Genomic DNA, 23,914 nt, shown 5'->3' with positions numbered 1-23,914 from the left:
CAGGAGTGTGCAGCAGGACCAACATCGACAGGGAGAGGTTCACGGCGAGTTGGCCAAGCTGTGTCCCGGCTCAGCCGACCGCGCGGGGCAGCCGCAGGGTCCGTCAACAGTGGATCGATTGGCCTGGGTTTTCTGGGTTTTCGCTGGTTCCACAGAAGCGTCGTACGGGGGTGCGTAACCCGGATGGAGGTTTGATCGTTGGTGTGATCGTCGGGTTGGTGCGGGGTGTGTAAGGGGGTGGGGTGTGCGGCGGAAGGTGGTGCTGGGCGAGGGGGAGGTGCAGCAGGTCGCGGCGGCCTGCGCCCGTGCCGTGCGTGGTGTGGATACGACGACTGGGGAGCAGCTGGACGAGGCGGCCTTGGTGACGCGGGCGGGCTGGCTGACCGGGCTCGTCGAGGCCTTGGTGGCGGCCGTGGTGCGCGAGCACTGGAACGGGGCCGATCTGGCCCAGCTCGCCTCCGGCGTCGACCCGGCGGGCGCATCGTTGCCGTCTCAGGGGTGGATGGCGTTGCGGCGTCTGGGCTGGACGGTGACCCTTCCGGAGGGCGTGTATGTGCCGGACCGGGTGGTGCGCATCGTGCAGGAGCAGGCGGGGCGGGTGCTGCGGTCGGCCTGGTGGCGGGCCGAGGTCACCGCCGCGCTGCTGGCTACCTGGCCCGCCGATCCCGCCCGGCGCACCGAGGCGGAGTGGCAGGCGCTGCGCGTCGTGCTGCCCGAGGGCGAGGTCGTGCCCGGTGCTGTACTGCTGGCCAGGACCCGGCAGATCGCCGCCTTCCAGGCCCGCCACCGGCGGCTGCCGGCGGGCCTGACCGAGTGTGAGCAGGCGCCGGGTGGGGGTGGGCAGGTGGTGCTCGCGGCGGTCGACAAGCAGCTCGCCACGCTTCAGCGCTGCCCTGAAGACCCGGCCCGCTACGCGGTGTTGAGCCTGCGGCTGCCGGTGCGGCCCGCTCCCGCCACCCGGGCCGACTGGCATCCGGTCCGGATACGGTTCCGGCTGCCACCCCACGTGCCTGCCCACGCGGTGCTGTGCCCGCCGACCCTGCGCATCCGCCAGGGCCGCCTCCTCCTCGATGTGCCCTACGCGCTCGCCGTGGCGAAACCGCAGCGGGCCGGACACCGCACCGCGGTGGCGTTCGACTGGGGCCTGAACACCCTGCTCACCGGCGGCACCCTCCGCCTGACCGACGAGACCCAGCCGCGGGTGCTGACCGACGCCCGCCCCGTGTTCTTCCGCGCGGCCGGGGTGCTGGCCAAGGCCGACCGGCTGCGCATCCTGGGCGAGCGCATCGGCGCCCGCATCGACCGCCTGCGCACTCTGATCGCCTCCCGCGAGGACCGCGGTGAGCGTCCCAGTCCGCACCTGGTGGCGAAACTCGCCCTCCTTGAGACCGAGCGGGACCGCATCGCCGCTCGCCGCACCCGGCTGAATGCGGCGCTCGCCAGGGCCGCCGCCCGCTTCATGACCGATACCGCGATCGCTGTCGGGGCGAGCGTCATCTACCTCGAGGACCTGCGGGACATGGAGGCGCGCGGCAAGGGCCGCACGCTGAACACCCGCCTGTCCCAGACCGTGCGCGGCGCGATCGTCACCCATCTGCGCCACCGGGCCGCCGCCCACGGCATCACGGTGGTCATCGTCCCGCCCCGGGGCACCTCGAAGTACTGCCCCCGGTGCCTGGGCGAATTCCGCCACCACAAGGCCCCCAACGACCGGGCGGCGGGCTGGGCCTGGGCGACCTGCCCGAACACCGCCTGCGGGTACAGCACCGGCCGCGACAACGCCGCCTGGCAGAGAATCGGCGCCCGCGGCCTGACCCACCAGCACAAGACCAGCCTCGACCGCACCAGCGGGACGTATCTGATCCGCACCGTGACCGAGGCCCTGGACCGGGAAAGCTGGGTCCAACTCCAGACCCGGGACCGCACCAAGAGCGGCCCCACGAACAGATGCCCTGTGCCCGGGAAGCGGCGCAAGGCCCCCGCCCCACCCGGCCACCATGCCTCCACGGCACGGCCGGGTGGACAGCGTCCGGCGGGGCGGACCCCCACGCACCCGACACACTCCAGCCAGGAGCGGAGAAGGCAGCAGGGACCGAACACGATCGGCACCCCCGCACGGCCACACCGGCCGGACGGGGCCAGACTCGGGGCAGGCTTCCACCGCCACGCCCACACCACCCCCATCCGGGGACGGCCGAGTCACCCTCCCGAGCGATCCCGAACACCCAGGATCACCCAGGAAACCCAAGCCGATCAGAGACGCTCCAGGCACCCGGGGCCAGCCCGCACCAAGACGAAGGAGTTCGTCAACCCGTACGTGGGCCACCTGACCTTGGAACACACGGATCTGTGGCTGGGGCCTGAGGTGGGGGCGAGGATGGTGACCTACTCCCCGAAGAACGAGGAGGCGCGACAGCGCCTGGAGAAGCTGTACGAGCTGGCACTGGGGAGTTAGGCGCGCTCCGAAGCCCCCACAACCTGCCGCACCTCAGCCGACTCCAGCATCTCGGCCGTACGCTCAGCAGTCCTACGGGCCCACCGCCCACTGCTCACCCACCCAAGGACAAGCACGGCCACCCCACACGCCGTCAGAATCCACCAGCCGGGCCGGGCCGCCGACACGAACGTGTCCTTGTACGGCGACGAGCCGACCCCCGCGGCGAGCACCGCTCCCACGATCGCCACGCCCAGCGTCTGCCCCAACTGCCTGCTGGTGGAGGCAACCGCAGCCGCGACCCCCGCCTGAGCCCGCGGCATGCCGGACACCGCCGTGTTCGTGATCGGCGCGTTCACGAACCCGAACCCGATCCCGAACAGCACATACCCGGCGAACAGCATGGCATCGGAGGTCTCCGCCTCGAACGCGGCGAACAGCACCCCGCTCGCGGTCATCGCGGCGCCGGCCACCAGCAACGGCACCCGCGGCCCCCGGCTGCCCACCAGCCGTCCGGACAGCGGCGCGCACAGGAACGTCGGCCCGGCCATCGGCAGCATCCACAGGCCCGCGTGCAGCGCGTCGAGGCCGCGCACGTTCTGCAGATACAGCGTGGACAGGAACAGGAAGCCGCCGAGCGCGGCGAAGGCGCTGATCGCGATCACGGTGGCCCCGCTGAACGGAGCGGAGCGGAAGAAGCGCAGGTCGATGAGGGGTTCGGCGCGCCGGGGCTCGTACCGGAGCAGTGCCAGCAGCGCGGCACAGGCCACCGCGGCGAAGGGGAGGACCGTGCCGAGCCCGGAGTCCGGTGCCTCGATGATCGCGTACGTCAGCGAGCCGAACAGGGCGATCACCAGCACCTGGCCGACCGGGTCGGGGCGGCGGGCCTTGGGCGCGCGGGACTCGGGGACGAAGCGCAGGGTGAGCAGCAGGGCCGCGAGGCCGACCGGGAGGTTGACCCAGAAGATCGAGCGCCAGCCGACCGACTCCACCAGCAGACCGCCGGCGAGGGGTCCGGCCGCCATGGAGATGCCGACCACGCCGCCCCAGACGCCTATCGCGCGGGCGCGTTCGCGTGCGTCGGTGAAGGTGTTGGTGATGATCGACATGGCGACCGGGTTGAGCATCGAGCCGCCGACCGCCTGGACCATGCGGAAGACGACCAGCAGTTCCAGGCTCGGCGCGAGCGAGCACAGCAGGGAGCCGATCGAGAAGACGACCAGGCCCGCCATGAACACCTTCCGGCGGCCGATCCGGTCGGCCGTGGAGCCCGCGAGCATCAGCAGCGAGGCCAGCACCAGCGTGTAGGCGTCGATCGTCCACTGCAGGCCGGAGGTGGGGGCGTCCAGGTCCCGCTGCAGCGAGGGCAGCGCCACGTTCAGGACGGTGTTGTCGAGGCTCACGATCAGCAGGCTCATGCAGCAGATCGCGAGGATGAGCAGACGTCGGCGGTGGCTCAGCTCCGGCATGCGGCCCATCGTACGCCGATTTCAATAGTGCGGCTAACTAATGACTGTTACATGATCTTTGCCGATACGCGACAATGGGGCAATGCCCACGCCCGAGTCGCCCTTGCAGATCGGCCCGCACATCGTGCAGCCGCCCGTTGTGCTGGCCCCCATGGCCGGCATCACCAACGCGCCCTTCCGCACCCTGTGCAGGGAGTTCAGCGGCGGCAAGGGCCTGTTCGTGAGCGAGATGATCACGACCCGGGCGCTGGTCGAGCGCAACGAGAAGACCATGCAGCTGATCCACTTCGACGCGAGTGAGAAGCCGCGCTCGATCCAGCTGTACGGCGTCGACCCGGCGACCGTCGGCAAGGCCGTCCGCATGATCGCGGAGGAGGACCTCGCCGACCACATCGACCTGAACTTCGGCTGCCCGGTCCCGAAGGTGACGCGCAAGGGCGGTGGCTCGGCTCTGCCGTACAAGCGGAACCTGCTGCGGGCCATCCTCCGCGAGGCCGTCACCGGCGCCGGGGACCTCCCCGTCACCATGAAGATGCGCAAGGGCATCGACGACGACCACATCACCTACCTCGACGCCGGCCGCATCGCCGTCGAGGAGGGGGTGACGGCGATCGCCCTGCACGGCCGCACGGCCGCCCAGCACTACGGCGGCACCGCCGACTGGGACGCCATCGCCCGCCTGAAGGAGCACGTCCCGGAGATCCCGGTGCTCGGCAACGGCGACATCTGGACGGCCGAGGACGCGCTGCGGATGGTGCGGGAGACGGGCTGCGACGGCGTGGTCGTCGGGCGGGGCTGTCTGGGCCGGCCCTGGCTCTTCTCCGACCTGGTGGCCGCGTTCGAAGGCCGTACGGAGGACATTGAGCGGCCCACCCTCCGCGAGGTGGCCGACATCATGGTCCGCCACGCCACCCTGCTCGGGGAGTGGATCGGCGACGAGGCGCGGGGCGTCATCGACTTCCGCAAGCACGTCGCCTGGTACCTGAAGGGCTTTGCGGTCGGCTCGGAGATGCGCAAGCGCCTCGCGATCACGTCCTCGCTGGAGGAGCTGCGGGCCGGCCTGGACGAGCTGGACCTCGAACAGCCCTGGCCGACCGGCGCGGACGGCCCCCGCGGCCGCACGTCCGGCAACAACCGAGTGGTGCTGCCGGACGGCTGGCTGAAGGACCCGTACGACTGCGCGGGCGTCAGCGAGGACGCCGAGCTGGACACCTCCGGAGGCTGATCAACCCCGCTTCGGGTGCGGGGTGGATCCGTACGCCGTCAGGAAGCGGTCGCGGAACGCGCTCATCTTCCAGACCGGGGCGCTGTGCGCGGGGCGCAGGCCGTCCGTCCAGCCCCAGCCGGCGATCTTGTCCAGGACCTTCGGGTCCTTGGCGACGATCGAGATCGGCACGTCACGGCTGGCGTGGTTGCCGCTGACCCGGGCGATCGGCTGGTGGTCGCCGAGGAAGACGAGCACGGTGTCGTCGGTGCCGTAGCGCTCCAGCCACTCGGTCAGCGCGGTCACCGAGTACTGGATCGACTTGCCGTACTCCTCGCGGGACTTGGTGGTGTCGGCGATGACGTCCGCCGGCTTGTTGCCCGCCGCCTGGATGCCCTTGAAGACCGAGCCGTCGCCCAACTGGTCCCAGCCGACCATCTTCGGGATCGGCGCCCACGGCTGGTGGCTGGAGGTCAGGATGATCTCCGACATCATCGGCTTGTCGTGCTTCTGGCCGTGCACCCGCTGCTGGAACTGCTCCAGCGCGTACTGGTCCGGCATGGTCGACCAGCTGAACTTCGGTCCCTTGTAGCCGAGTTCGAAGGCGTTGTAGACCTTGTCGAGGCCGTAGAAGCTCTGCTCCGGCCAGGCCTTCTGCACGCCCGGCATCACACCGACCGTGTTCCACGCGCCGGTCTTCTTGAAGGCCTTGGTGAGGCTGAGGTGGTCGCTCGCCATGACGGTCCGGTAGCGCTGCTGGTTGTTGATCCACAGTCCGGACAGCGTGGTGGAGTGGCCGAGCCAGCTGCTGCCGCCGTAGGTCGCCGAGGTCAGCCAGCCGCTCTTGGCGTGGTAGCCGGCCTTGGCGAGGGCCTTGGTGCGGGCGTCCAGGGTGCTGTCGACGCCGGGCGCCATGATCGGGTCCTCGACGGCGCTGCGGCCGTAGCTCTCGATGAACGTGAAGACCATGTCCTTGCCGCGCAGGTCGGGCACGAGCTGGGAGGGCGGGGTGTTGCCGAAGGCATCCACCTTGGCCACCTTCTGGAACTCCGCCTCGTCCCGCAGGGTGTCCGCCACCCGGCGGGCCTGGATCTTCACGGCGGTGGCGGTGCGGTCCGAGGCGATCGGCACGCCGGAGATCTGCAGGCCGAGCGAGGAGCAGGTGATCCAGACGACGCCCGCGATCAGCGTGCCGCGGGTCGCGGTGCCGGTGTGCCGGGCGAGGAGGTTGCTCAGCCGGACCGTGGACAGCGCGAGCAGCACGAACAGCAGCAGGATCACGGCGATCAGACCGGCGGTGGCGGCGAGGGTGGCCGTGCGGCCCAGCGAGTCCTCCAGGTACGACTGCGCGTCGCCGAGCAGGCTCCAGTCGAGGACGAGGTTGAAGCTGCGGCCGAGGTACTGGTTGAACCCCATGTCGAGCAGGTTCAGCACGGTCATCGCGCCGAGCGCGACCCCGGACACGGCGGCCAGCACGATCCGGGGCCGGCGGGGCAGAGCCAGCATCAGCGCGGCGCCGATGACGGCCTCTCCGGGTATGCGCAGGAACTTCTCGGGCCCGAGCCGGACGACGCTGTTGGGCATCACGAGCGCGGCGACGACGAGGAGCGTGGCCAGCACGTTGACGCTCACGGAGAGGACCTGGGCGGCGGTGGGGTGTGCCTCCCGCCAGCGCCGCGTCCGCGCGGACCAGGCCGCCCAACTGCGGCGGGTGGGGCGGGGGGTGCCGTTTTCGGTGGGTTCCTCAGCGGCTTCCGCGGTGGGTTCCTCGACGGGCTCCTTGGGCGCTTCCGCCAGGGTTTCCGCTGCGGTGGGCTCCTCGGCTATGGAGTCCGCGACCTCGACCACCGGTGCGGCCTCTTCGGAGCTGTCCTCCGCGGCCTCCGTGGTGCCGACGGCTTTCGCCGCCGGCCTTCGCTCCTCGTCCCGTTCGTCGTCCCGTTCGTCGAGGACAGCCTCGGCTCCCCCTGCCGTACCCGATGACTGGCGCGTGCTCGTGTGCTGAGGCAACCCGGAGGTCCTTCCGTGCGAGACCCGTGACGGAGTCGGCGGGCCACGCTGGGGAGGCTGGACAGGGCCGGGGAAACCCCGGCCCGCCTGGCCCGCCGTCATCCGGTACGGCCCGCCCGAGTCCGCTGTTCACGGCCCTCGGCAAACACCGGGCAAACGCCCGGTCAAAGTCCCTTCTCCTGCCGCGACTAGGCCCCTCCGACCGCCGTGAGCAGCGCGAGCGGTGCCGCCGCCGAGCGGGATTCGCGGATGCACGCGTGCGGGTAGGGGACCGGCTCGGGATGGGTGTCGCGGCCGTACCCCGCCAGCACCTCGGGCAGCCGGTGTCCGGCGGCCGTCGCCGCGTCGACCAGGGCGTGCGCCACCGTCCGGGCCTCGTCGTGCAGGCCGTAGCGGGCCAGGCCCAGCGTGATCAGCGCGTTGTCGTGCGGCCAGACCGAGCCCCGGTGGTAGGAGAGCGGGTGGTACGCCGGCTGGCCGGAGGCGAGGGTGCGGACGCCCCAGCCGGAGAAGAAGTCCGGTTCCAGCAGCCGCCGGCCGACGACCTCGCCGTACTCCTTGTCCAGCAGCCCCGACCACAGCAGATGCCCCGCGTCCGACGCCAGCGCGTCGACCTGGTGGCCCTCCCCGTCCAGCGCGAGTGCCGGGAAGGACCGATCCTCCATCCAGAAGTCCCGCTGGAAGCGGTCCCGGAGGTCGGCCGCCGCCTGTTCCAGCAGGGCGGCGTACGTCTCGTCGCCCCACACCGTGCGCGCCACCCACGCCGTGCGGCGCAGTGCGTCGTACGCGTAGCCCTGGGCGCCCGCCGCCATCACCGCGCCGGTGGGCCGGGTGCCGTCGGACCAGCAGATCGCGCCGGGGGAGTCCTTCCAGTTCTGGTTGGCGAGGCCGCCCTCGTCGGCGCGGTAGACGAGATAGCCGCGCGAGGTCAGCCCGCCGTGGTCCAGCATCCAGCCGATCGCCGCGCGGGCGTGCGGTTCGAGGCGGCGGGCCAGGACGGCGTCCCCGGTCTGTTCGACGTACGCCCCGAGCAGGATCAGGAACAGCGGGGTCGCGTCGACCGAGCCGTAGTACCGCCCGAACGGCACCTGCCCGAAGTGCGCCAGCTCGCCGTGCCGCACCTCGTGCACGATCTTGCCGGGCTGGGCGACCCTGGACACGCCGGTCCCGGTCGCCTGGGTGGCGGCCAGCGCGGGCAGCACGGCCGCGGCCAGCTGAGGGCGGTACTGCAGGGTGAACAGGGCGGTGAGCAGGGCGTCCCGGCCGAGCAGGGTGAGGAACCAGGGGGCGCCCGCCGCCGGGACGCGCAGCTCCTCGCCGTCCGGTCCGGTCGCCGGGACCTGCAGTGCGGCCAGGTCGGACAGGCCGCGGGCACAGGCCGCCGCCAGCTCCGGCCAGCCGGTCGGGAAGGCCACGCCCTCCACGAACCTCTCCTCCAGCGCGAGGACCTGCTCGTTCACGGAGGCGGGGGAGCGCGGCACGCGCAGGGCCCGCTTGTCGCCGTGCGGGCGGGCCATGACGCGCAGTATCAGCTCGGTCGTGCCGTGGGGTTCCAGGTCCAGGGTCCACACCAGGCGGCGGGCGCCGGTGCCGGTCTCCTCGACGGCGTCGGGCGCGGGGTCGGCCGTGATGGTCGTACAAGAGCGCCACTCCGCTCGCCGGTAGGCGAACTCGATGCCGTCGTCGAGGACGTGGCGGGAGCGTACGGCGCCGGCCTTGACGTAGGTGCGGTGGTCGGAGCGCAGCTCGAACTGGTCGGTGAAGTCGGCGTCGGCGGTGATGGCGAGCCGGACGGTGGTGGGCGTGGGGCGGTTGCTGGTCACCCGCAGGGACTCGACGAACGAGCTGTCGCCGACGGCCTGTTCACGGAAGAGGGTGTGTGCGGGCGGCTCCTGCCGGCCGCCGCGCGGCACCAGCACACACCGGGTCGTGTCGCCGTCCGTGACCGGCGTGAGCACCTCGGGCACCGCGCCGTCGACGGTGAGCTGCCAGCGGCTGAGGTGCCGGGCGTCCCGTACGAATAACCCGTCCGGGGCGCCGCCGCCCCGCACTCCGCTGATGTCGCCCCGGTCGCCCACGGCGGCGAACGTCGCCCCGTGCACGAGCAGATGATGCCGGTCCGTCATGCCCGGTCCCCTCCCTTGTCACTTCTGTCGAACGTGCCGGGGCCCGTGGGGGACACGCCGTGTCCCACGGGTCGGTGGAGCAGGTCGAGTGCGAGTGCGGCGGTCCAGCCGAAGCCGGTCGCGCCGCATGCCTCGCCGGTGTACGGGTCGACGTACTCGGCGAAGTCGGTGGCTCCGGCGAGGCTCAGCACCGCCTCCCGCAGCGCGTCGGCCCGCTCCCGGTCGCCGTGTGTGCGCAGCCCGCGCTCCAGCAGCCAGCTCGTGTTGAACCACGCCGGGCCGCGCCAGTACCGGTGCGGATCGAAGGCCTCGCCGAGGAGGTCGTAGCTCGGCACCAGCCTGGTGTCGCTGCCGAGCCCGAAGTGCGGGCCGCCGAGGGTACGGACGAGGGTCGCGACCAGATCGCGCGGAAGGCCGGGGAGGAGGAGCGGGACGAGGCCGGAGACGCTGCGCTCGGGAACCAGCCCGCCGCCCCGCAGGTCCCGGCACAGGAACATCCCGCTCGCCGGGTCCCACAGCCGGTCGACCAGGGCCGCCGTCAGCCGTTCGGCGCGCGCGTGGCGGGCGGTGCCGGGCGCGCCCAGTTCCCCGGCGATCCGGGCCAGCGCGTGCTCGGAGGCGATGAGGAGGGCGTTGAACGCCGGGTCCTCGACGGCGAACTCGCCCGCCCGTCGCCCACCACCGCCCTCGACCGAGGCCCTGCGGGCCGCCCCCCTGTCTGCCCCGTCGGCATACCCGGCGTCCCGGTAGTCCGTGGCCAGCCGCACGTACCGCCCGTAGTCCAGATCCGTCGGCCGGTCCTCGGCGGCGCCGTGGTCGAGGTCGGCGCGCCGGAAGGAGCGGGCCGGGGCCGGGGTGACGCGGGCCAGCGGAGCGTCCCAGCAGGGGCTGTTGTCCATGCCCTGTTCCCAGGGGTGCACGACGGACACCAGACCGCCCCCGCCCAGGTCCCGCCGGTGCAGCAGATACCGGTGCCAGGCGGCCAGCCGCGGATACACCCCCGCGAGGAAGCCGCGCGCCCGCGACAGGCCGGGGTCGGCGCAGTGCACCAGCCAGGCCGCCAGCGCGTGCACCGGTGGCTGCACGATGCCGGAGGTCTGTACGGTGCGCGGGGCGCCCGCAGCACGCCCCGCGGTCGAGGAGCGCCAGAAGTCGGGGCTCGGGAAGTACGCGTCGAGCGGTACAGAGGGGTTGAAGACGATGTGCGGGACGCGCCCGTCGCCCCACTGGGCCGCCAGCAGCGTCTCCAGCTCCGTCTGCGCCCGCAGCGGCGAGAGGTGCCTGAGGCCGATCGCGATGAACGCCGAGTCCCACGACCACTGGTGCGGATACAGGCTCCGGGAGGGCACGGTCGAGCTGCCCGTCCAGCTCGCCTCCAGCACCCCGGCCGCCCTGACATGCAGGGACGTGTACGCGGCGGGCGGATCGTATGCGATCTCGCGCTCCGTGACACGGGCAGTGAGCTGGGCAGTGCGATCCACTCGGGGCTCCCCGAAGATGTCCGGCCGACCTGGTTTGGTTGGTGCTACCGCAGGGTTACGTCTATTTAACACGCAAAACTCAATATGTAAGGCAAACTTGAGAAACACAAGGGGGTGCGCATGACCGGACGGCCCGGCAGGGCAGGCAAGAGTGGCAGTCAGGCCAGCGCCGGCGATCTGCTCGAACTGGTGCGCAGCGGACGAGCCGTGACCCGCGGCGCGCTCCAGCAGGCCACCGGACTCTCCCGCGCCACCGTCGGCCAGCGCCTCGACCGGCTGTTCCGGGCCGGCTGGCTGCGCGAGGGCGCCGGCGGCCCGGTCGACTCGCCGCTCGGCGGGCGCCCCTCCATCACCCTGGAGTTCGACGACGCCCACGCGGTCGTGCTCGCCGCCGACCTCGACACCCGGCACGCCCGGGCGGCCGTCCTCACCCTGACCGGCGAGATCCTCGCCGAACACTCCGGCACCCTGGTCGTCGAGGACGGACCCGAGGTCGTCCTGGGTGAACTCGGCCGCTGGTTCGGGGAGTTGCTGATCAAGGCGGGGCACCGGGCGGAGGAGGTGTGCGGCATAGGGCTCGCGGTGCCCGGGCCGGTGGACAGCGAGAGCGGCCGGGTGGTGCAGCCGCCGATCATGCCGGGCTGGGACGGCTACGACATACGGGGCCGCCTCTCCCGCGCCTTCACCGAGCACACCGGCGCCCCCGCGGTGCCGGTCCTGGTGGACAACGACGCCAACCTCATGGCCTACGGCGAACAGCGCACCGGATACCCCGACTGCTCGGCGTTCGTGCTGGTCAAGGTCTCCACGGGTATCGGCGCCGGAGTTGTGGTCGACGGCTCGATCTTCCGCGGCGTCGACGGCGGGGCAGGCGACATCGGGCACATCCGGGTGGGCGCCGAGGCGCTGTGCCGGTGCGGTTCGTACGGCTGTCTCGCCGCCGTCGCCAGCGGCGGCGCCGTGGCCCGGCGGCTGGCCGAGTCCGGGGTGCCGGCCGCGTCCGGCTCGGACGTACGGGACCTGCTGGCCTCCGGGCACCCGGAGGCGGCCGCGCTGGCCCGGGAGGCCGGGCGCCGGGTCGGGGACGTGCTGGCGACGGTCGTGACCCTGCTCAATCCGGGCGTCCTGATGATCGCCGGGGATCTGGCCGGAACCCCCTTCCTCACCGGTGTCCGGGAGCTGCTCTACCAGCGGGCGCTGCCCCGCTCCACGGCCCACCTGGACGTCGTGACGTCCCGGCTGGGTGAGCGGGCCGGGCTGCTGGGGGCCGGGGCGCTGGTCGTGGAGCATCTGTACGCGCCGGAGCGGGTGGAGGCGCGGCTTCTCGCGCTGGGCGTGTGACGTGTGCGTTTCGGTCTGTTTTCGGTCTCAGAAGCCGTCCGCATGGTGAAATCCGGTCTCCTGTGGCAGCGTGATTCTCGCCACCCTTGATAAGGGTTGCGCTCAGATGAGCGGATCATGGGCGACTGCACTTCTCCAAGGGGTGGCACTCGGTGCCACCCCTTGATCGTTCATCGATCGAAATCAGATGTGCTGTAGGTGCGCTCATCTGAGCGGAAAAGTGGCCCTGTGGGCCTGGTTGCCTTCAAGAAGTGAAAACATCAGCCGCGCTTAGCTTGTCAAGCTTTGACTTTCGATCCGCTGGCGGACGACTGGTTACAGGCCCATGACGCACAAGTGGACGTACCCAGACGCCTTTGATCTGGGTATGTTCCTGGCCGTCAGGGCAGCCACCGCGGCCTCAAGGAGTCGAGACCCGTGTCGGAAAACAAAGAACCCCACGTAGCGAAGTTCGTTTACGACTTCACCGAGGGCAACAAGGACCTCAAGGACCTCCTCGGCGGCAAGGGTGCCAACCTCGCCGAGATGACCAACCTGGGTCTTCCGGTCCCTCCCGGCTTCACCATCACCACGGAGGCCTGCAAGGTCTACCTGGAGAGCGGCGAGGAGCCCGCGGCACTGCGTGACGAGGTGAGTGCGCACCTCGACGCCCTTGAGCGGAACATGGGCAAGAAGCTCGGCCAGGCCGACAACCCTCTGCTGGTCTCCGTCCGCTCCGGCGCGAAGTTCTCCATGCCCGGCATGATGGACACCGTCCTGAACATCGGCCTCTCCGACAAGTCGGTGCAGGGCCTGGCCAAGCAGGCCGGCGACGACCGGTTCGCGTGGGACTCCTACCGCCGTCTCATCCAGATGTTCGGCAAGACCGTTCTCGGCGTCGACGGCGAGCTGTTCGAGGAGGCCCTCGAGGCGGCCAAGGCGGCCAAGAAGGTCACCGTGGACACGGACCTCGAAGCGGCCGACTGGAAGAAGCTGGTCACCAAGTTCAAGAAGATCGTCAAGGCCGAGGCCGGCCGGGACTTCCCGCAGGACCCGCGCGAGCAGATGGACCTCGCCATCGAGGCGGTCTTCAACTCGTGGAACACCGACCGCGCCAAACTGTACCGCCGCCAGGAGCGCATCCCCGGTGACCTGGGCACGGCCGTGAACGTCTGCTCCATGGTCTTCGGCAACCTCGGCCCCGACTCCGGCACCGGCGTCGCCTTCACCCGCGACCCCGCCTCCGGCCACCAGGGCGTCTACGGCGACTACCTCCAGAACGCCCAGGGTGAGGACGTGGTCGCGGGCATCCGCAACACGGTCCCGCTCGCGGAGCTGGAGTCGATCGACAAGAAGTCGTACGACCAGCTCATGCAGATCATGGAGACCCTGGAGAACCACTACAAGGATCTCTGCGACATCGAGTTCACCATCGAGCGCGGCCAGCTCTGGATGCTCCAGACCCGCGTGGGCAAGCGCACCGCCGGTGCCGCCTTCCGCATCGCCACCCAGCTGGTGGACCAGGGCCTGATCGACGAGACCGAGGCGCTCCAGCGCGTCACCGGCGCCCAGCTGGCGCAGCTGATGTTCCCGCGCTTCGACGAGCACGCCAAGGCGGAGCAGGTCGGCCGGGGCATCGCGGCCTCGCCGGGCGCCGCGGTCGGCAAGGCGGTCTTCGACTCGTACACCGCCGTGAAGTGGTCCCGCTCGGGCGAGAAGGTCATCCTGGTCCGCCGGGAGACCAACCCCGACGACCTCGACGGCATGATCGCGGCCGAGGGCATCCTGACCTCCCGCGGCGGCAAGACCTCCCACGCGGCCGTCGTCGCGCGAGGCATGGGCAAGACCTGTGTGTGTGGCGCCGAGGAGCTCGAGGTCGACACCAAGCGCCGCCGGATGACGGTCCCGGGCGGTCACGTCGTCGAGGAGGGCGACGTGATCTCCATCGACGGGTCGAGCGGCAAGGTGTACCTCGGTGAGGTCCCGGTGGTCCCGTCCCCCGTGGTGGAGTACTTCGAGGGCCGGATGCACCCGGGCGCCGACGACGCCGACGAGCTGGTCGAGGCCGTGCACCGCATGATGGCCTTCGCCGACCGCAAGCGCCGCCTGCGGGTGCGCGCCAACGCGGACAACGCCGAGGACGCGCTGCGCGCCCGTCGCTTCGGCGCCCAGGGCATCGGCCTGTGCCGCACCGAGCACATGTTCCTCGGTGAGCGCCGCGAGATGGTCGAGAAGCTGATCCTCGCGGACACCGAGGAAGTGCGCGAGGCCGCCCTGCAGGAGCTGCTGCCCCTGCAGAAGAAGGACTTCGTCGAGCTGTTCGAGGCGATGGACGGCCTGCCCGTGACCATCCGTCTCCTCGACCCGCCGCTGCACGAGTTCCTGCCCGACATCACGGAGCTGTCGGTCCGCGTGGCCCTGGCCGAGTCCCGCCAGGAGCCGCACGAGAACGACCTGCGCCTGCTCCAGGCGGTCCACCGCCTGCACGAGCAGAACCCGATGCTCGGCCTGCGCGGTGTCCGCCTCGGCCTGGTCATCCCCGGCCTGTTCACGATGCAGGTCCGCGCCATCGCCGAGGCCGCGGCCGCGCGCAAGAACGGCAAGGGCGACCCGCGCGCCGAGATCATGATCCCGCTCGTCGGCACGGTCCAGGAGCTGGAGATCGTCCGCGAGGAGGCGGACCAGGTCATCGCCGAGGTCGAGGCGGCCACCGGCACCCAGCTGAAGCTGGCGATCGGCACGATGATCGAGCTGCCGCGAGCGGCCCTCACGGCCGGCCAGATCGCGGAGGCGGCGGAGTTCTTCTCCTTCGGCACGAACGACCTGACCCAGACGGTGTGGGGCTTCAGCCGCGACGACGTGGAGGCCTCGTTCTTCACGGCCTACCTGGAGAAGGGCATCTTCGGCGTCAGCCCCTTCGAGACGATCGACAAGGACGGCGTCGGCTCCCTGGTGAAGGCGGCGGCGAAGGCGGGCCGCGAGACCCGTCCCGACCTGAAGCTCGGCGTCTGCGGCGAGCACGGCGGCGACCCCGAGTCGGTCCACTTCTTCCACGAGGTCGGCCTGGACTACGTCTCCTGCTCCCCGTTCCGCATCCCGGTCGCCCGCCTGGAGGCAGGCCGCGCGGCCACCCAGTCGGAGGGCAGCGACCACCGCTGACCTCCGCCGGAGGCCCGGCCCCAGCGCCCGGCCTCCCCAGACCCCGGAGCCGCCGTCGGTCCCCGACCCTCAGACCGATCGGCGGCGGCTCCGGCGCACGAAAGGAGGGGCGCCACCCTGTGCGGGGGTGGCGCCCCTCCGGCGTTTGCGAAGCAGCTTGCTAGGGTTTGCGGCTCGAACGGCCTGCAAGTCGGCGGCCCTTGGACTGTGGGGAGGGCTGGATGACGGTGAAGTTCGTGTACGAGAACCTGGCGGCGCAGGACCTGGATCGGCGCGGCCTGAGGCCCGAGACGGCGCCCACGGCCCTCCTCCTCGTGGACATCGAAGCCGACCTGACCATCCGGGACGAGGGCCGTGTGGTGATGGCGGAGGGGCTGTTCCCGGTGGCCGAGCTGGCGCGAAGCCTGGTGGGCTGGCTGCGGCGGCCGGCCGGTGAGCGTGGGGATTTCGAGTTCGACTCGATGTCCTACGCGGACGTGGGCGAGGTGCGGATCCTGGGGTCCGCCGAGGGATGGCGGGTCGGCTCCGTCTCCGAGCCGGACTCCTGGACCTCACCGGTCGGCTGGGAGGTCCTCGTCGCGGAGATCGAACGGTTCGTGACCGCAGTCCGCAAGGACGTCGTGGCGCCGGGCGCCGAGCCCGGCCTGATCCCCGAACTCTGAGACACGGCCCGTCGGGGCGGCACCCCGTGCGCGGGTGCCGCCCGTTTTCGCTGCCCGACGGCACTGTCAGAAGGTTCAGAAGGTGCCGTCGGTGTTGACCGGGCCGACCTGGAAGGTGTTGGAGCAGATGGTCCAGCGAGCCGGCACGAGGACCGCGGTGTGCGAGGCCGGCGGGTAGATCCGCAGGTAGGTGCCGGTGCGCAGGCAGGGCCCGCCGACGGGGCCGTTGGTGGTGCGGATGACCGCGAAGCCGGCGTGGGCGGGGGCGAGCGTCACCGTCGAGTAGGACTCGCCGGTGCGGGTGGCGGCGGGTCCTATCTGCCGGTGTGCGGTGTCCAGGGCACTGACGCCCGGGTAACCGCGCAGCGCGCACTTGGTGGTGCTGGTGTTGGTGAACCGGATGGTCCAGTAGAGAGAACCGGCCGCACCCTCCTTGCGGCCCATGGAGAGATAGAGATCGCTCGCGGAGCAGGTACGGACCCCGGCCGACGCCTGCGCCGCCGTCGAGGTCACGCCCCAGGCGGCTCCGCCGGCCGTGAGCCCGGCGAGCGCCGCGGTCAGCAGGGCGACCGTGCCGCGACGGGACAAGTGGTGAGAGAACAGAGACATGGCGCATCCGCCTCCATCGGGCGAATGGGTGGATGAAGGTCATTGTGTTGGATGCACCCTCGACCCAAAAAGTTGTGCCGTTCACCGGGGAAAGTCCCGCCTGGCCGGGGGCGGCTCCCGGGCGGTGGTGCCGCCTGGTCGGGGCTCACCATCCCTCGACGCCCTTTGCAAGACGCCGGTGCCACCAAGGCCCTGTCCGTGCCGCCAGCGGGTCGGGAAGGGTGAGGAGCAGGTAGCGGCGGTCCAGCGGTGTCAGCGTGCGTTGCAGTTCGGCTCGGGCGCGGGGAGGGAGTAGGGGCAGGATGTCGGCCAGGGCGTCACGGGCCTGGCGTACGTCGTCGAGGGCGCAGCCCGGGCAGCCGGCGCAGTAGGACTCGCGGGGGTAGCGGGGGCGGCGTCCCGGCGGGTGGAGAAACGCGCGGTAGCGGCGGAGGGCGGTCTCGGTCGCGCCGCGTGGGAACCAGAAGCCGGGGGAGAGGCGCTCTGCGCGGTGGATGGCGAGGCTGGTGCGGTGGGACAGGCCGGGTATGCGGGCCGGTGGGGGCTCTTTCCAGATGCGGGGGGACGGAGTGGTTCGGTGGGCGTCGCGCAGGGCGGCGGGCCGGTTACGCGGCATGGGCCTTTCGGGGTGTGGTCATGAACTCCATGATGCCTTGGGGGACTTTGTGACGTCACTGCGCGGATGTCACCCTCCACCCTCCCCCCCGCCTCATGCGGGCAACGCCGGTGCCTTCCGCTTGGGTCGGCCCTGTGTGCCCGAGTCGTGGTCAGGAGAGTGGGGCGGTGGTTCTGCGGACGGCAGGTGGACCACGGCGTCCAGCCCGCCCGTGGCCGCCGGGTGCAGAGTCACCTCTCCGCCGCCGGCCTGGGCGAGGCGTTGGACCAGTGAGAGTCCCAGGCCCGTACCGCCCTTGGGGGCGTCCGGGGCGCGCCAGAAGCGGTCGAAGGCCCGGGCGCGCTGCTCCGTCGGCATGCCCGGACCCTCGTCGGTGACGTGCAGGTCGACCCGGCACGGGCGGCTGTCGCGGAAGGGACGGCGGGCGGGGGTGTGGAGCCGTAGCTCCATGGTGACCGTGCTGCCGGCAGGAGAGGCGCGCAGGGCGTTGGACAGGAGGTTGTCCAGGATCTGTTCGACGGCCCCGGGCAGCGCGAGCACCGGACCCACGCTGCCGGCGAAGAGGACGAGCGAGACGTCCCCGCGTTCGAACAGCGGCGCCCAGGCCCGATGCCGCTCCGCGCAGACCGCGCCCACGTCGACCGGGCCCGGGGTGGCCGCGTCCTCCTCCAGGCGGGCCATCGCCAGCAGGCCCTCGACCAGTCGGGCCAGCCGGTCGGTCTCGGTGACGGCGGCGGCGAGGCCGGGCCGGGCACGCCGGGTGATGTCGGGCTCCAGGCTCTCCAGCCTGAGGCGCAGGGCCGAGAGCGGGGTCTTCAGCTGGTGCGAGGCCTCGCCGGCGAAGGCACGCTGGGAGGCCAGCAGGTGTTCCAGGCGGGCGGCGGTGCCGTTGAAGGCGATGGCCAGGCTGCGGACCTCCGGCGGCCCCGAGGTGACCTGCACGAAGGCGGGCCGGGAGCCGTCGGCCAGCCGGTGCGTGGCCTCCTCCAGCCGGCGGATCGGGCGGCCCGCCCAGCGTGCGAACGCGAACGCCACCGCCACGACGCCGGTGAGGACCGCGAGGCCGGCCAGGCCCAGCCCCAGCCAGACCCGGTGGACGCGTCCGTGCACCTGCTGCGTCGGCAGCGTGATCCGTACCGCGCCCTGCGCCCGCTCCGGGTGCCCGACCGGGGCCGCCACGGACAGCCGGCGTACCCCGCCGATCGTGGACGTGCGCACATCGGTGGCGGCCCGGCCGCTCAGCGCCGCGACGACCTCGGGACGGGACGGGAGGGAGCGTTCCTCCGTGTCCGACAGGCGGTGCGAGGCGGCCAGCAGAGTGCCGTCCGCGTCCAGGACGACCACCTGTCCACCGGTGCGCTCGGCGCAGTGCACGGCTCGCGCGACGAGCGCGTCCTGGCGCCCGGCGGCGAGGGACAGCTCGGCGTACGAGGCCACCGAAGCCGCCTCGTCGTTGGCGGAGGTGACGATCCGCTCCCTCTCGGCCCGTGAGTAGAGGAACCCCAGCGGGACCTCCAGGCCCAGCAGGACGAGGGCGGCGAGGCTGAGGTAGCTCAGCAGCAGACGGCGGGTCATGAGGCGGCGTCGCCGGCGGGGCCGAAGGGCCCGGTCCGGGGAGGTCCTGGGCTGCGTACCGCGAGCCTGAAGCCGACACCGCGCAGCGTCTGGATCCATGCTGGATCGCCCAACTTCCGGCGCAGGGTGGCGACATGCACGTCCAGGGTCTTGGTCGGGCCGTCGTAGTGCTCGTCCCAGACCCGGGCGAGGATCTGCTGCCGCGAGTAGACCGCGCCGGGGTCTTCGGAGAGCAGCGCCAGCAGCTCGAACTCCTTCGGTGTGAGCGTGACCGGTATCTCGCCCACCCACACCTGCCGCGTCCTGCGGTCCACGACGAGGGGCCCGGGCTCGGGACCGTCCAACTCGCTCTCGTGCGGCGGCTCCTGCGGGTACGGCTCGGTCGGCGCCCGTTGGCCCCGCCGGTGCACGGCCCGGATGCGGGCGACCAACTCCCGTACGCTGAACGGCTTCGCCAGGTAGTCGTCGGCACCCAGCTCCAGGCCCAGTACGCGGTCGGCCTCCTCGCCCCGCGCGCTGAGGATGATGACGGGCACGTCGGAGGCCCGGCGAATGCCACGGCAGACGTCTATCCCGTCCATGTCGGGCAGACCGAGGTCCAGCAGGACGACATCGCCGTACGGCCCTCTCAACCCGTCGGTACCGGTGGTCACATGATGAACCGTCAGCCCGAAGTGCCGCAGTCCGTCGGCGAGCGGTTCGGCGATCGTCTCGTCGTCCTCGATGAGCAGCACTCGTACGCCCATGGCGTCCTGTCTCTCCATGAAGTCCGGACAACACGAATCCACGTGCTGTGGGGATCGACACGCTACAAGAGAATGCACACCGGTGGGCAGCTGATCCGAGGTTGTGAAATGACACTCAGAAACCGCTTGTATTCAGCGGGTTGTGTGGTATCGACGATGGGTCGGGGGGAAATATATGAGAAACCTGGTGCTGGTTTAGTGTTCGCTTAACCTTCCTCTGTGTATCGCCTCCCTAGGGTCGTAAGACCTGGTCGGAACCAGTGTCAGGAGGCATGGTGAAGGAATTGCTGGACCGCGCCCGGTCGTTCAAGCGCCGGGTCGACTTCGAGGGCGACGAATACCGGAAACTGACCGTCGGGCAATTCCCTGAAGCGCTGTTCATTACCTGCTCGGACTCACGGGTGATTCCCGCGTTGATCACCGGGGCGCGCCCGGGAGAGATATTCGAGCTGCGGAATGCGGGCAACATCGTGCCGCCGCACGACGCGTACGGAGCCGCCTCCGGGGAGGCCGCCACCATCGAGTACGCGCTCGAGGTGCTGGGTGTTCAGGACATCGTGGTGTGTGGTCATTCCCACTGCGGCGCCATGGGCGCGCTGAAGTACGGCGCCGACCTGTCCGGGCTGCCCCGGGTGGACGCCTGGCTCGACCTAGCCCGGCCCGCGCTCACCTCCGTCCTCGGCGAGCGGGGCGAGGACCCGGCCCTGCGGGAGGTCGTACAGCTCAACGTCCGCAACCAGCTCGACGTGCTGCGCGAGTACCCGGTCGCCCGGCAGACGATCGGGGCAGGGCGACTGCGGCTGCACGGCTGGTACTACGAGATCGACACCGGCAGGATCCACGAGCTGGACGAGGACGGCCGGTTCCGGGTGCACGGCTCATGAGCGGGGCGCACGCACGCCACGCGGCAGGCCCCCGCAAGGCGTCCCCGAGCACCCGTCAGGGCTCCGGCGCGGACCTCGCGACGGAGATCACCGCCTCGCTTGTCGTGTTCCTGGTCGCGCTGCCCCTGTGCATCGGGGTGGCCGTGGCCTCCGGGGTGCCGGCCGAGCTGGGGATCATCTCCGGGGTGATCGGCGGGCTGGTGGTCGGCGCGGTGCGGGGCAGCACGCTCCAGGTCAGCGGCCCGGCGGCCGGCCTCGCCGCCCTTGTCGCTCAGACCGTGGCGGAGCGCGGCGTCGCCGTACTCGGCGTGATCGTCCTCTTCTCCGGCCTCCTGCAGATGGTGCTCGGGCTGGTGCGGCTCGGCCGGATGTTCCAGGCGATCTCCCTCGCCGTCGTCCAGGGCATGCTCGCGGGCATCGGACTGCCGCTGATGTTCAGCCAGGTGTATCCGATGTCCGACGCCAAGGCCCCCGGCAAGCCGCTCGCCAACATGTCGGGAGTACCGGGCCTGGTCGCCGACACCGCGGCGGACCCGCAGGCGCTGATCGCGGCCGGGCTCGGCGTCGTCACGATCGTGCTCGGCTTCCTGTGGAAGAAGGCCCCGGGCCCGGTGAAGAAGATCCCGGCCGCGCTCGTCGCCGTCGGCATCGGCATGGCGGTCGCCGCGCTGCCCGGCGTGCACGTGAAGACCCTCAGAGTCGGCAGCCTGGCGGATTCCGTCACCGTCCCGGGACCGGAGCAGTTCGCGGGACTCGCCGACGCCGGGATCATCACCGCGATCCTCACCTTCACGGTCATCGCCTCGGCGGAGAGCCTGTTCACCGCGGCCGCCGTGGACCGCATGCACACCGGCCCGCGCACCCTCTACAACGCCGAACTCATCGCCCAGGGCGCCGGAAACACGATCGCCGGCCTCCTCGGGGCGCTGCCCATCACAGCGGTCGTGGCCCGTAGCTCGGCGAACGTACAGGCCGGGGCGAAGACCCGCCTCTCCCGCACCCTGCACGGTCTGTGGCTGCTCGCCTTCGCCCTGCTGCTGCCTCAGGTCCTCGCGCTGATCCCGATCTCGGTGCTCGCCGGGGTGCTCGTGCACAGCGGCTGGAAGCTGTTCGCGCCCGAGGAGTTCCCGAAGATGTGGCGCCAGGACCGGGGCGAGTTCGCGGTCATGACGCTGACGACCGTCGTCATCGTGGCCACCGCACTGCTGGAGGGGGTCCTCGTCGGCCTCGCCGCCGGGGTGGTCCTGGCCGCGCTGCGCATGTCCCAGGCCGTCGTACGGCACCACGTCGAGGACGACACCGCGAAGGTCGTCGTGGCGGGCAACGCCACCTTCCTGCGGCTGCCGCGCCTGATCGACGCCCTGGAACAGGCCGCGGCCTCGGGGCGTCCCCGCATCCGCCTCGACCTGCTCGGGGTCACCCACCTGGACCACGCGTGCCGCACCCAGATCGACGAGTTCGTGGCGCAGCAGCGGGGGGCGGGCCTGAGGGTGGAACTGCTGATGCCGGATGCGACGGGGCCGGCGGCCGGGGGGCCGTCACCCGGCACGGAGCCCGTGGCGGCGCCCGCGGCGGAGTCGGCACCGGTACCAGGACCCACGGCCGAGTGGTTCTACCTGGACACACAGCCCGTGCCGAGCATGCCCGAGGCGCGGCCGCCCCTGCGCTGAAGCCGCGACTTTCCCGGAGTGTGGTCACGGCGGCCGCCGGGCCGGGCGTGACAATGCTGGCGACGGTGCTTTCACGGCGCCCCGATGCGGAAGGACTCGCCCCATGCCCGGCTGGACCGTGACCGACATCCCTGACCAGACCGGCCGCCTGGCCATCGTCACCGGCGCCAACAGTGGCCTCGGCTACGTCACCGCGCGGGAGCTGGCCCGCAAGGGGGCCCGGGTCGTGCTCGCGTGCCGGAGCGAGGCGCGGGGGCGTGACGCCGGGGAGCGGATCGTGGCGGAGGTGCCGGGGGCCGAGGTCGAGGTGGAGCGGCTGGATCTCGGGGATCTGGCGTCGGTGCGGGACTTCGCGGACCGGGTGCCGTACGAGCGGATCGACCTGCTCGTCAACAACGCGGGTGTGATGGCGTCGCCGTACGGGACGACCGCGGACGGGTTCGAGACGCAGTTCGGGGTCAATCATCTCGGGCACTTCGCCCTCACCGGGCTGCTGTTGCCCGCCCTGCTCGCCACCCCGGGTGCCCGCGTCGTGACCGTCTCCAGCATGATGCACGCCCTCGCCAACATCGACATCCGCGACCTCAACAGCGAGCGTCGGTACCGGCGTTGGATCGCCTACGCCCGGTCCAAGACCGCGAACCTCCTGTTCACGCACGAGTTGGCGTGGCGGCTGACCAGACAGCACGCCGACCTCGTCGCGGCCACCGCCCATCCGGGTTACGCCGCCACCAACCTCCAGACCGCCGGGCCGCGCGCCGAGGGGCGCAGGGGTGCCGAGCGGGCCATGGAGATCGGCAACCGCATCTTCGCCCAGCCGGCGGAGGCGGGAGCGCTGCCCACGCTGTACGCGGCGACCGCGCCCGGCGTACGACCGGACGCCTTCTTCGGGCCCTCGTTCGCGAACTGGCGGGGTGCGCCCGCGCCGTCCTGGCGGGCGCCCTGGACGCTCAACGACGAGGTGGCGAGCATGCTCTGGGACGCCTCGGTGCAGCTGACAGGCGTGGAATTCGGCGCTCTCAAGGCGTGAACACACCGCCGCAACACCCCCCCTCGTAATCCCGGCGCATGGTTGATCGTTGGGCCGTGCAACGACGACCGACGTCAGGGGGCACACGATGAGGAGCATCAGCCGGAGGACGCTGCTGGCGGTGGGTGCGGGCGCCGGGCTGCTCACGGCGTGCGGGTCCGACACCGGGCGCGGGGGCGGCTCGGGGCCGACGCTGTCGCAGTGGTACCACCAGTACGGCGAGACAGGCACCCAACAGGCCGTGCAGCGGTACGCCGCCGCATACAAGCAGGCCGACGTCGGCGTGCAGTGGCGGCCGGGCGATCCTTCGCACGCTCCCCCACGTACTGGCTGGTGGTCGTGCCGAACGCGCGGCCGGTGTTCGCCGCCGTCGGGACCATCGTGTTCCTCGGCGCGTGGAACTCCTTCCTGTGGCCGCTGGTCATCGGGCAGGACCAGAGCGCCTGGACCGTGCAGGTGGCGCTGTCCTCCTTCACGACGTCCCAGGTGATCAGGCTGCACGAACTGTTCGTGGCCGCCGCCGTGTCGATCCTGCCGCTGCTGGCGGTGTTCCTGTGCTTGCAGCGGTGGATCGTGGCGGGGGCCGAACGGTCGGGGATCGACTAGGTCCGTAGAGTTCCCGGCATGCGTTGCTGGATATGCGGCTCGGACCGGCTGAGTCCGGTCGGGGAACTCACCTCGGGTGAGCGATGGAACGAACGCCTTCAGCTCAGGTTCCGCCGCCCGGGAATCCTGAAACCCCGGCCGACGTTCGGCGCCGGACTCGCGCGGGCCTGCCGGGACTGCGGAGCCCTGTTTCCGTTCCTCGACGAGTACGCCCGGCAGGAACTGGACGCGGTGGCCGATGACCTGACCGATGTCGAGGGGGCCCAGGCGCGCCACTACCGGGGGTCCGACGGCTCCGGCCCGTGAACCCGGG

General features: G+C 71.4%; 17 protein-coding genes and 2 pseudogenes. 11 read left to right on the top strand and 8 right to left on the bottom strand.

The window, feature by feature from the left end:
• Positions 1–244 precede the first annotated feature (244 nt).
• Positions 245–2,455, top strand: coding sequence for a zinc ribbon domain-containing protein (locus ACFY3C_RS33270; RefSeq protein ID WP_390773418.1), 2,211 nt, complete (start codon positions 245–247; stop codon positions 2,453–2,455).
• On the opposite strand, the gene ACFY3C_RS33265 is transcribed toward ACFY3C_RS33270, so the two are convergent.
• A complete protein-coding gene (locus ACFY3C_RS33265) occupies positions 2,452–3,903 on the bottom strand; it encodes an MFS transporter (RefSeq protein WP_390773417.1) in 1,452 nt (483 codons plus the stop codon). The genes ACFY3C_RS33270 and ACFY3C_RS33265 overlap by 4 nt on opposite strands.
• 82 nt (positions 3,904–3,985) lie before the next feature.
• Between ACFY3C_RS33265 and dusB the strand changes: the two genes are divergently transcribed.
• On the top strand, positions 3,986–5,128 hold the full coding sequence (gene dusB / locus ACFY3C_RS33260) for a tRNA dihydrouridine synthase DusB (protein ID WP_390773416.1): 1,143 nt from the start codon (positions 3,986–3,988) through the stop codon (positions 5,126–5,128).
• On the opposite strand, the gene ACFY3C_RS33255 is transcribed toward dusB, so the two are convergent.
• The 3 genes from ACFY3C_RS33255 to ACFY3C_RS33245 form a co-directional block, all read right to left on the bottom strand.
• Complete coding sequence (locus tag ACFY3C_RS33255; protein WP_390773445.1) at positions 5,129–6,739, bottom strand: sulfatase-like hydrolase/transferase; 1,611 nt, start codon at positions 6,737–6,739, stop codon at positions 5,129–5,131. It lies immediately after the preceding gene.
• A 566-nt stretch (positions 6,740–7,305) separates the two neighbouring features.
• Positions 7,306–9,243 carry a glycogen debranching N-terminal domain-containing protein gene (locus ACFY3C_RS33250; RefSeq protein WP_386571980.1) on the bottom strand — a complete coding sequence of 646 codons (1,938 nt, stop codon included), beginning with the start codon at positions 9,241–9,243 and terminating at the stop codon, positions 7,306–7,308.
• Positions 9,240–10,724, bottom strand: coding sequence for a hypothetical protein (locus ACFY3C_RS33245; protein WP_390773415.1), 1,485 nt, complete (start codon positions 10,722–10,724; stop codon positions 9,240–9,242). The genes ACFY3C_RS33250 and ACFY3C_RS33245 overlap by 4 nt, the downstream gene beginning before the upstream one ends.
• A 120-nt stretch (positions 10,725–10,844) precedes the next feature.
• On the opposite strand from ACFY3C_RS33245, the gene ACFY3C_RS33240 reads away from it, so the two are divergent.
• The 3 genes from ACFY3C_RS33240 (at position 10,845) to ACFY3C_RS33230 (ending at position 15,865) form a co-directional block, all read left to right on the top strand.
• A complete protein-coding gene (locus ACFY3C_RS33240; RefSeq protein ID WP_386571983.1) occupies positions 10,845–12,065 on the top strand; it encodes an ROK family protein in 1,221 nt (406 codons plus the stop codon).
• A 417-nt stretch (positions 12,066–12,482) separates the two neighbouring features.
• Positions 12,483–15,203, top strand: coding sequence for a pyruvate, phosphate dikinase (gene ppdK, locus ACFY3C_RS33235; protein WP_390773414.1), 2,721 nt, complete (start codon positions 12,483–12,485; stop codon positions 15,201–15,203).
• Between the two features lie 221 nt (positions 15,204–15,424).
• Positions 15,425–15,865 (top strand): hypothetical protein, encoded by a 441-nt coding sequence (locus ACFY3C_RS33230; RefSeq protein ID WP_390773413.1) that lies wholly within the window; start codon positions 15,425–15,427, stop codon positions 15,863–15,865.
• A gap of 75 nt (positions 15,866–15,940) precedes the next feature.
• Here the strand turns inward: ACFY3C_RS33230 and ACFY3C_RS33225 are convergent, their stop codons facing one another.
• From ACFY3C_RS33225 to ACFY3C_RS33210, 4 genes are all read right to left on the bottom strand, one after another.
• Positions 15,941–16,474 carry a DUF4232 domain-containing protein gene (locus ACFY3C_RS33225; RefSeq protein WP_386571987.1) on the bottom strand — a complete coding sequence of 178 codons (534 nt, stop codon included), beginning with the start codon at positions 16,472–16,474 and terminating at the stop codon, positions 15,941–15,943.
• A gap of 145 nt (positions 16,475–16,619) precedes the next feature.
• Complete coding sequence (locus ACFY3C_RS33220; RefSeq protein WP_390773412.1) at positions 16,620–17,090, bottom strand: hypothetical protein; 471 nt, start codon at positions 17,088–17,090, stop codon at positions 16,620–16,622.
• 93 nt (positions 17,091–17,183) lie between these two features.
• Positions 17,184–18,665, bottom strand: a complete 1,482-nt coding sequence (locus ACFY3C_RS33215; protein WP_390773411.1) for an ATP-binding protein — start codon at positions 18,663–18,665, stop codon at positions 17,184–17,186.
• Entirely contained in the window at positions 18,662–19,411 is a 750-nt protein-coding gene (locus ACFY3C_RS33210; RefSeq protein ID WP_386572459.1) for a response regulator transcription factor, read from the bottom strand. The genes ACFY3C_RS33215 and ACFY3C_RS33210 overlap by 4 nt, the downstream gene beginning before the upstream one ends.
• Before the next feature lie 275 nt (positions 19,412–19,686).
• Between ACFY3C_RS33210 and ACFY3C_RS33205 the strand changes: the two genes are divergently transcribed.
• From ACFY3C_RS33205 to ACFY3C_RS33180, 6 genes and pseudogenes are all read left to right on the top strand, one after another.
• Positions 19,687–20,295, top strand: a complete 609-nt coding sequence (locus ACFY3C_RS33205; protein WP_390773444.1) for a carbonic anhydrase — start codon at positions 19,687–19,689, stop codon at positions 20,293–20,295.
• Entirely contained in the window at positions 20,292–21,965 is a 1,674-nt protein-coding gene (locus ACFY3C_RS33200; RefSeq protein ID WP_390773410.1) for a SulP family inorganic anion transporter, read from the top strand. The genes ACFY3C_RS33205 and ACFY3C_RS33200 overlap by 4 nt, the downstream gene beginning before the upstream one ends.
• Positions 21,966–22,068: 103 nt before the next feature.
• Positions 22,069–22,995 (top strand): oxidoreductase, encoded by a 927-nt coding sequence (locus ACFY3C_RS33195; protein WP_390773409.1) that lies wholly within the window; start codon positions 22,069–22,071, stop codon positions 22,993–22,995.
• Positions 22,996–23,083: 88 nt separating this feature from the next.
• Positions 23,084–23,299 (top strand): annotated as a pseudogene (locus ACFY3C_RS33190) (sugar ABC transporter substrate-binding protein); the annotation flags it as partial.
• A gap of 17 nt (positions 23,300–23,316) precedes the next feature.
• Positions 23,317–23,601, top strand: a pseudogene (locus ACFY3C_RS33185) (ABC transporter permease subunit); the annotation flags it as partial.
• A gap of 18 nt (positions 23,602–23,619) precedes the next feature.
• Positions 23,620–23,907 carry a hypothetical protein gene (locus tag ACFY3C_RS33180; protein ID WP_390773408.1) on the top strand — a complete coding sequence of 96 codons (288 nt, stop codon included), beginning with the start codon at positions 23,620–23,622 and terminating at the stop codon, positions 23,905–23,907.
• The last annotated feature ends 7 nt before the right edge of the window (positions 23,908–23,914 follow it).

This window comes from Streptomyces sp. NPDC001410 (assembly GCF_042895235.1).
Taxonomy (GTDB): domain Bacteria; phylum Actinomycetota; class Actinomycetes; order Streptomycetales; family Streptomycetaceae; genus Streptomyces.
The sequence above is the reverse complement of the archived record's forward strand: the minus strand, read 5'-3'. Positions and strand labels throughout refer to the sequence as shown.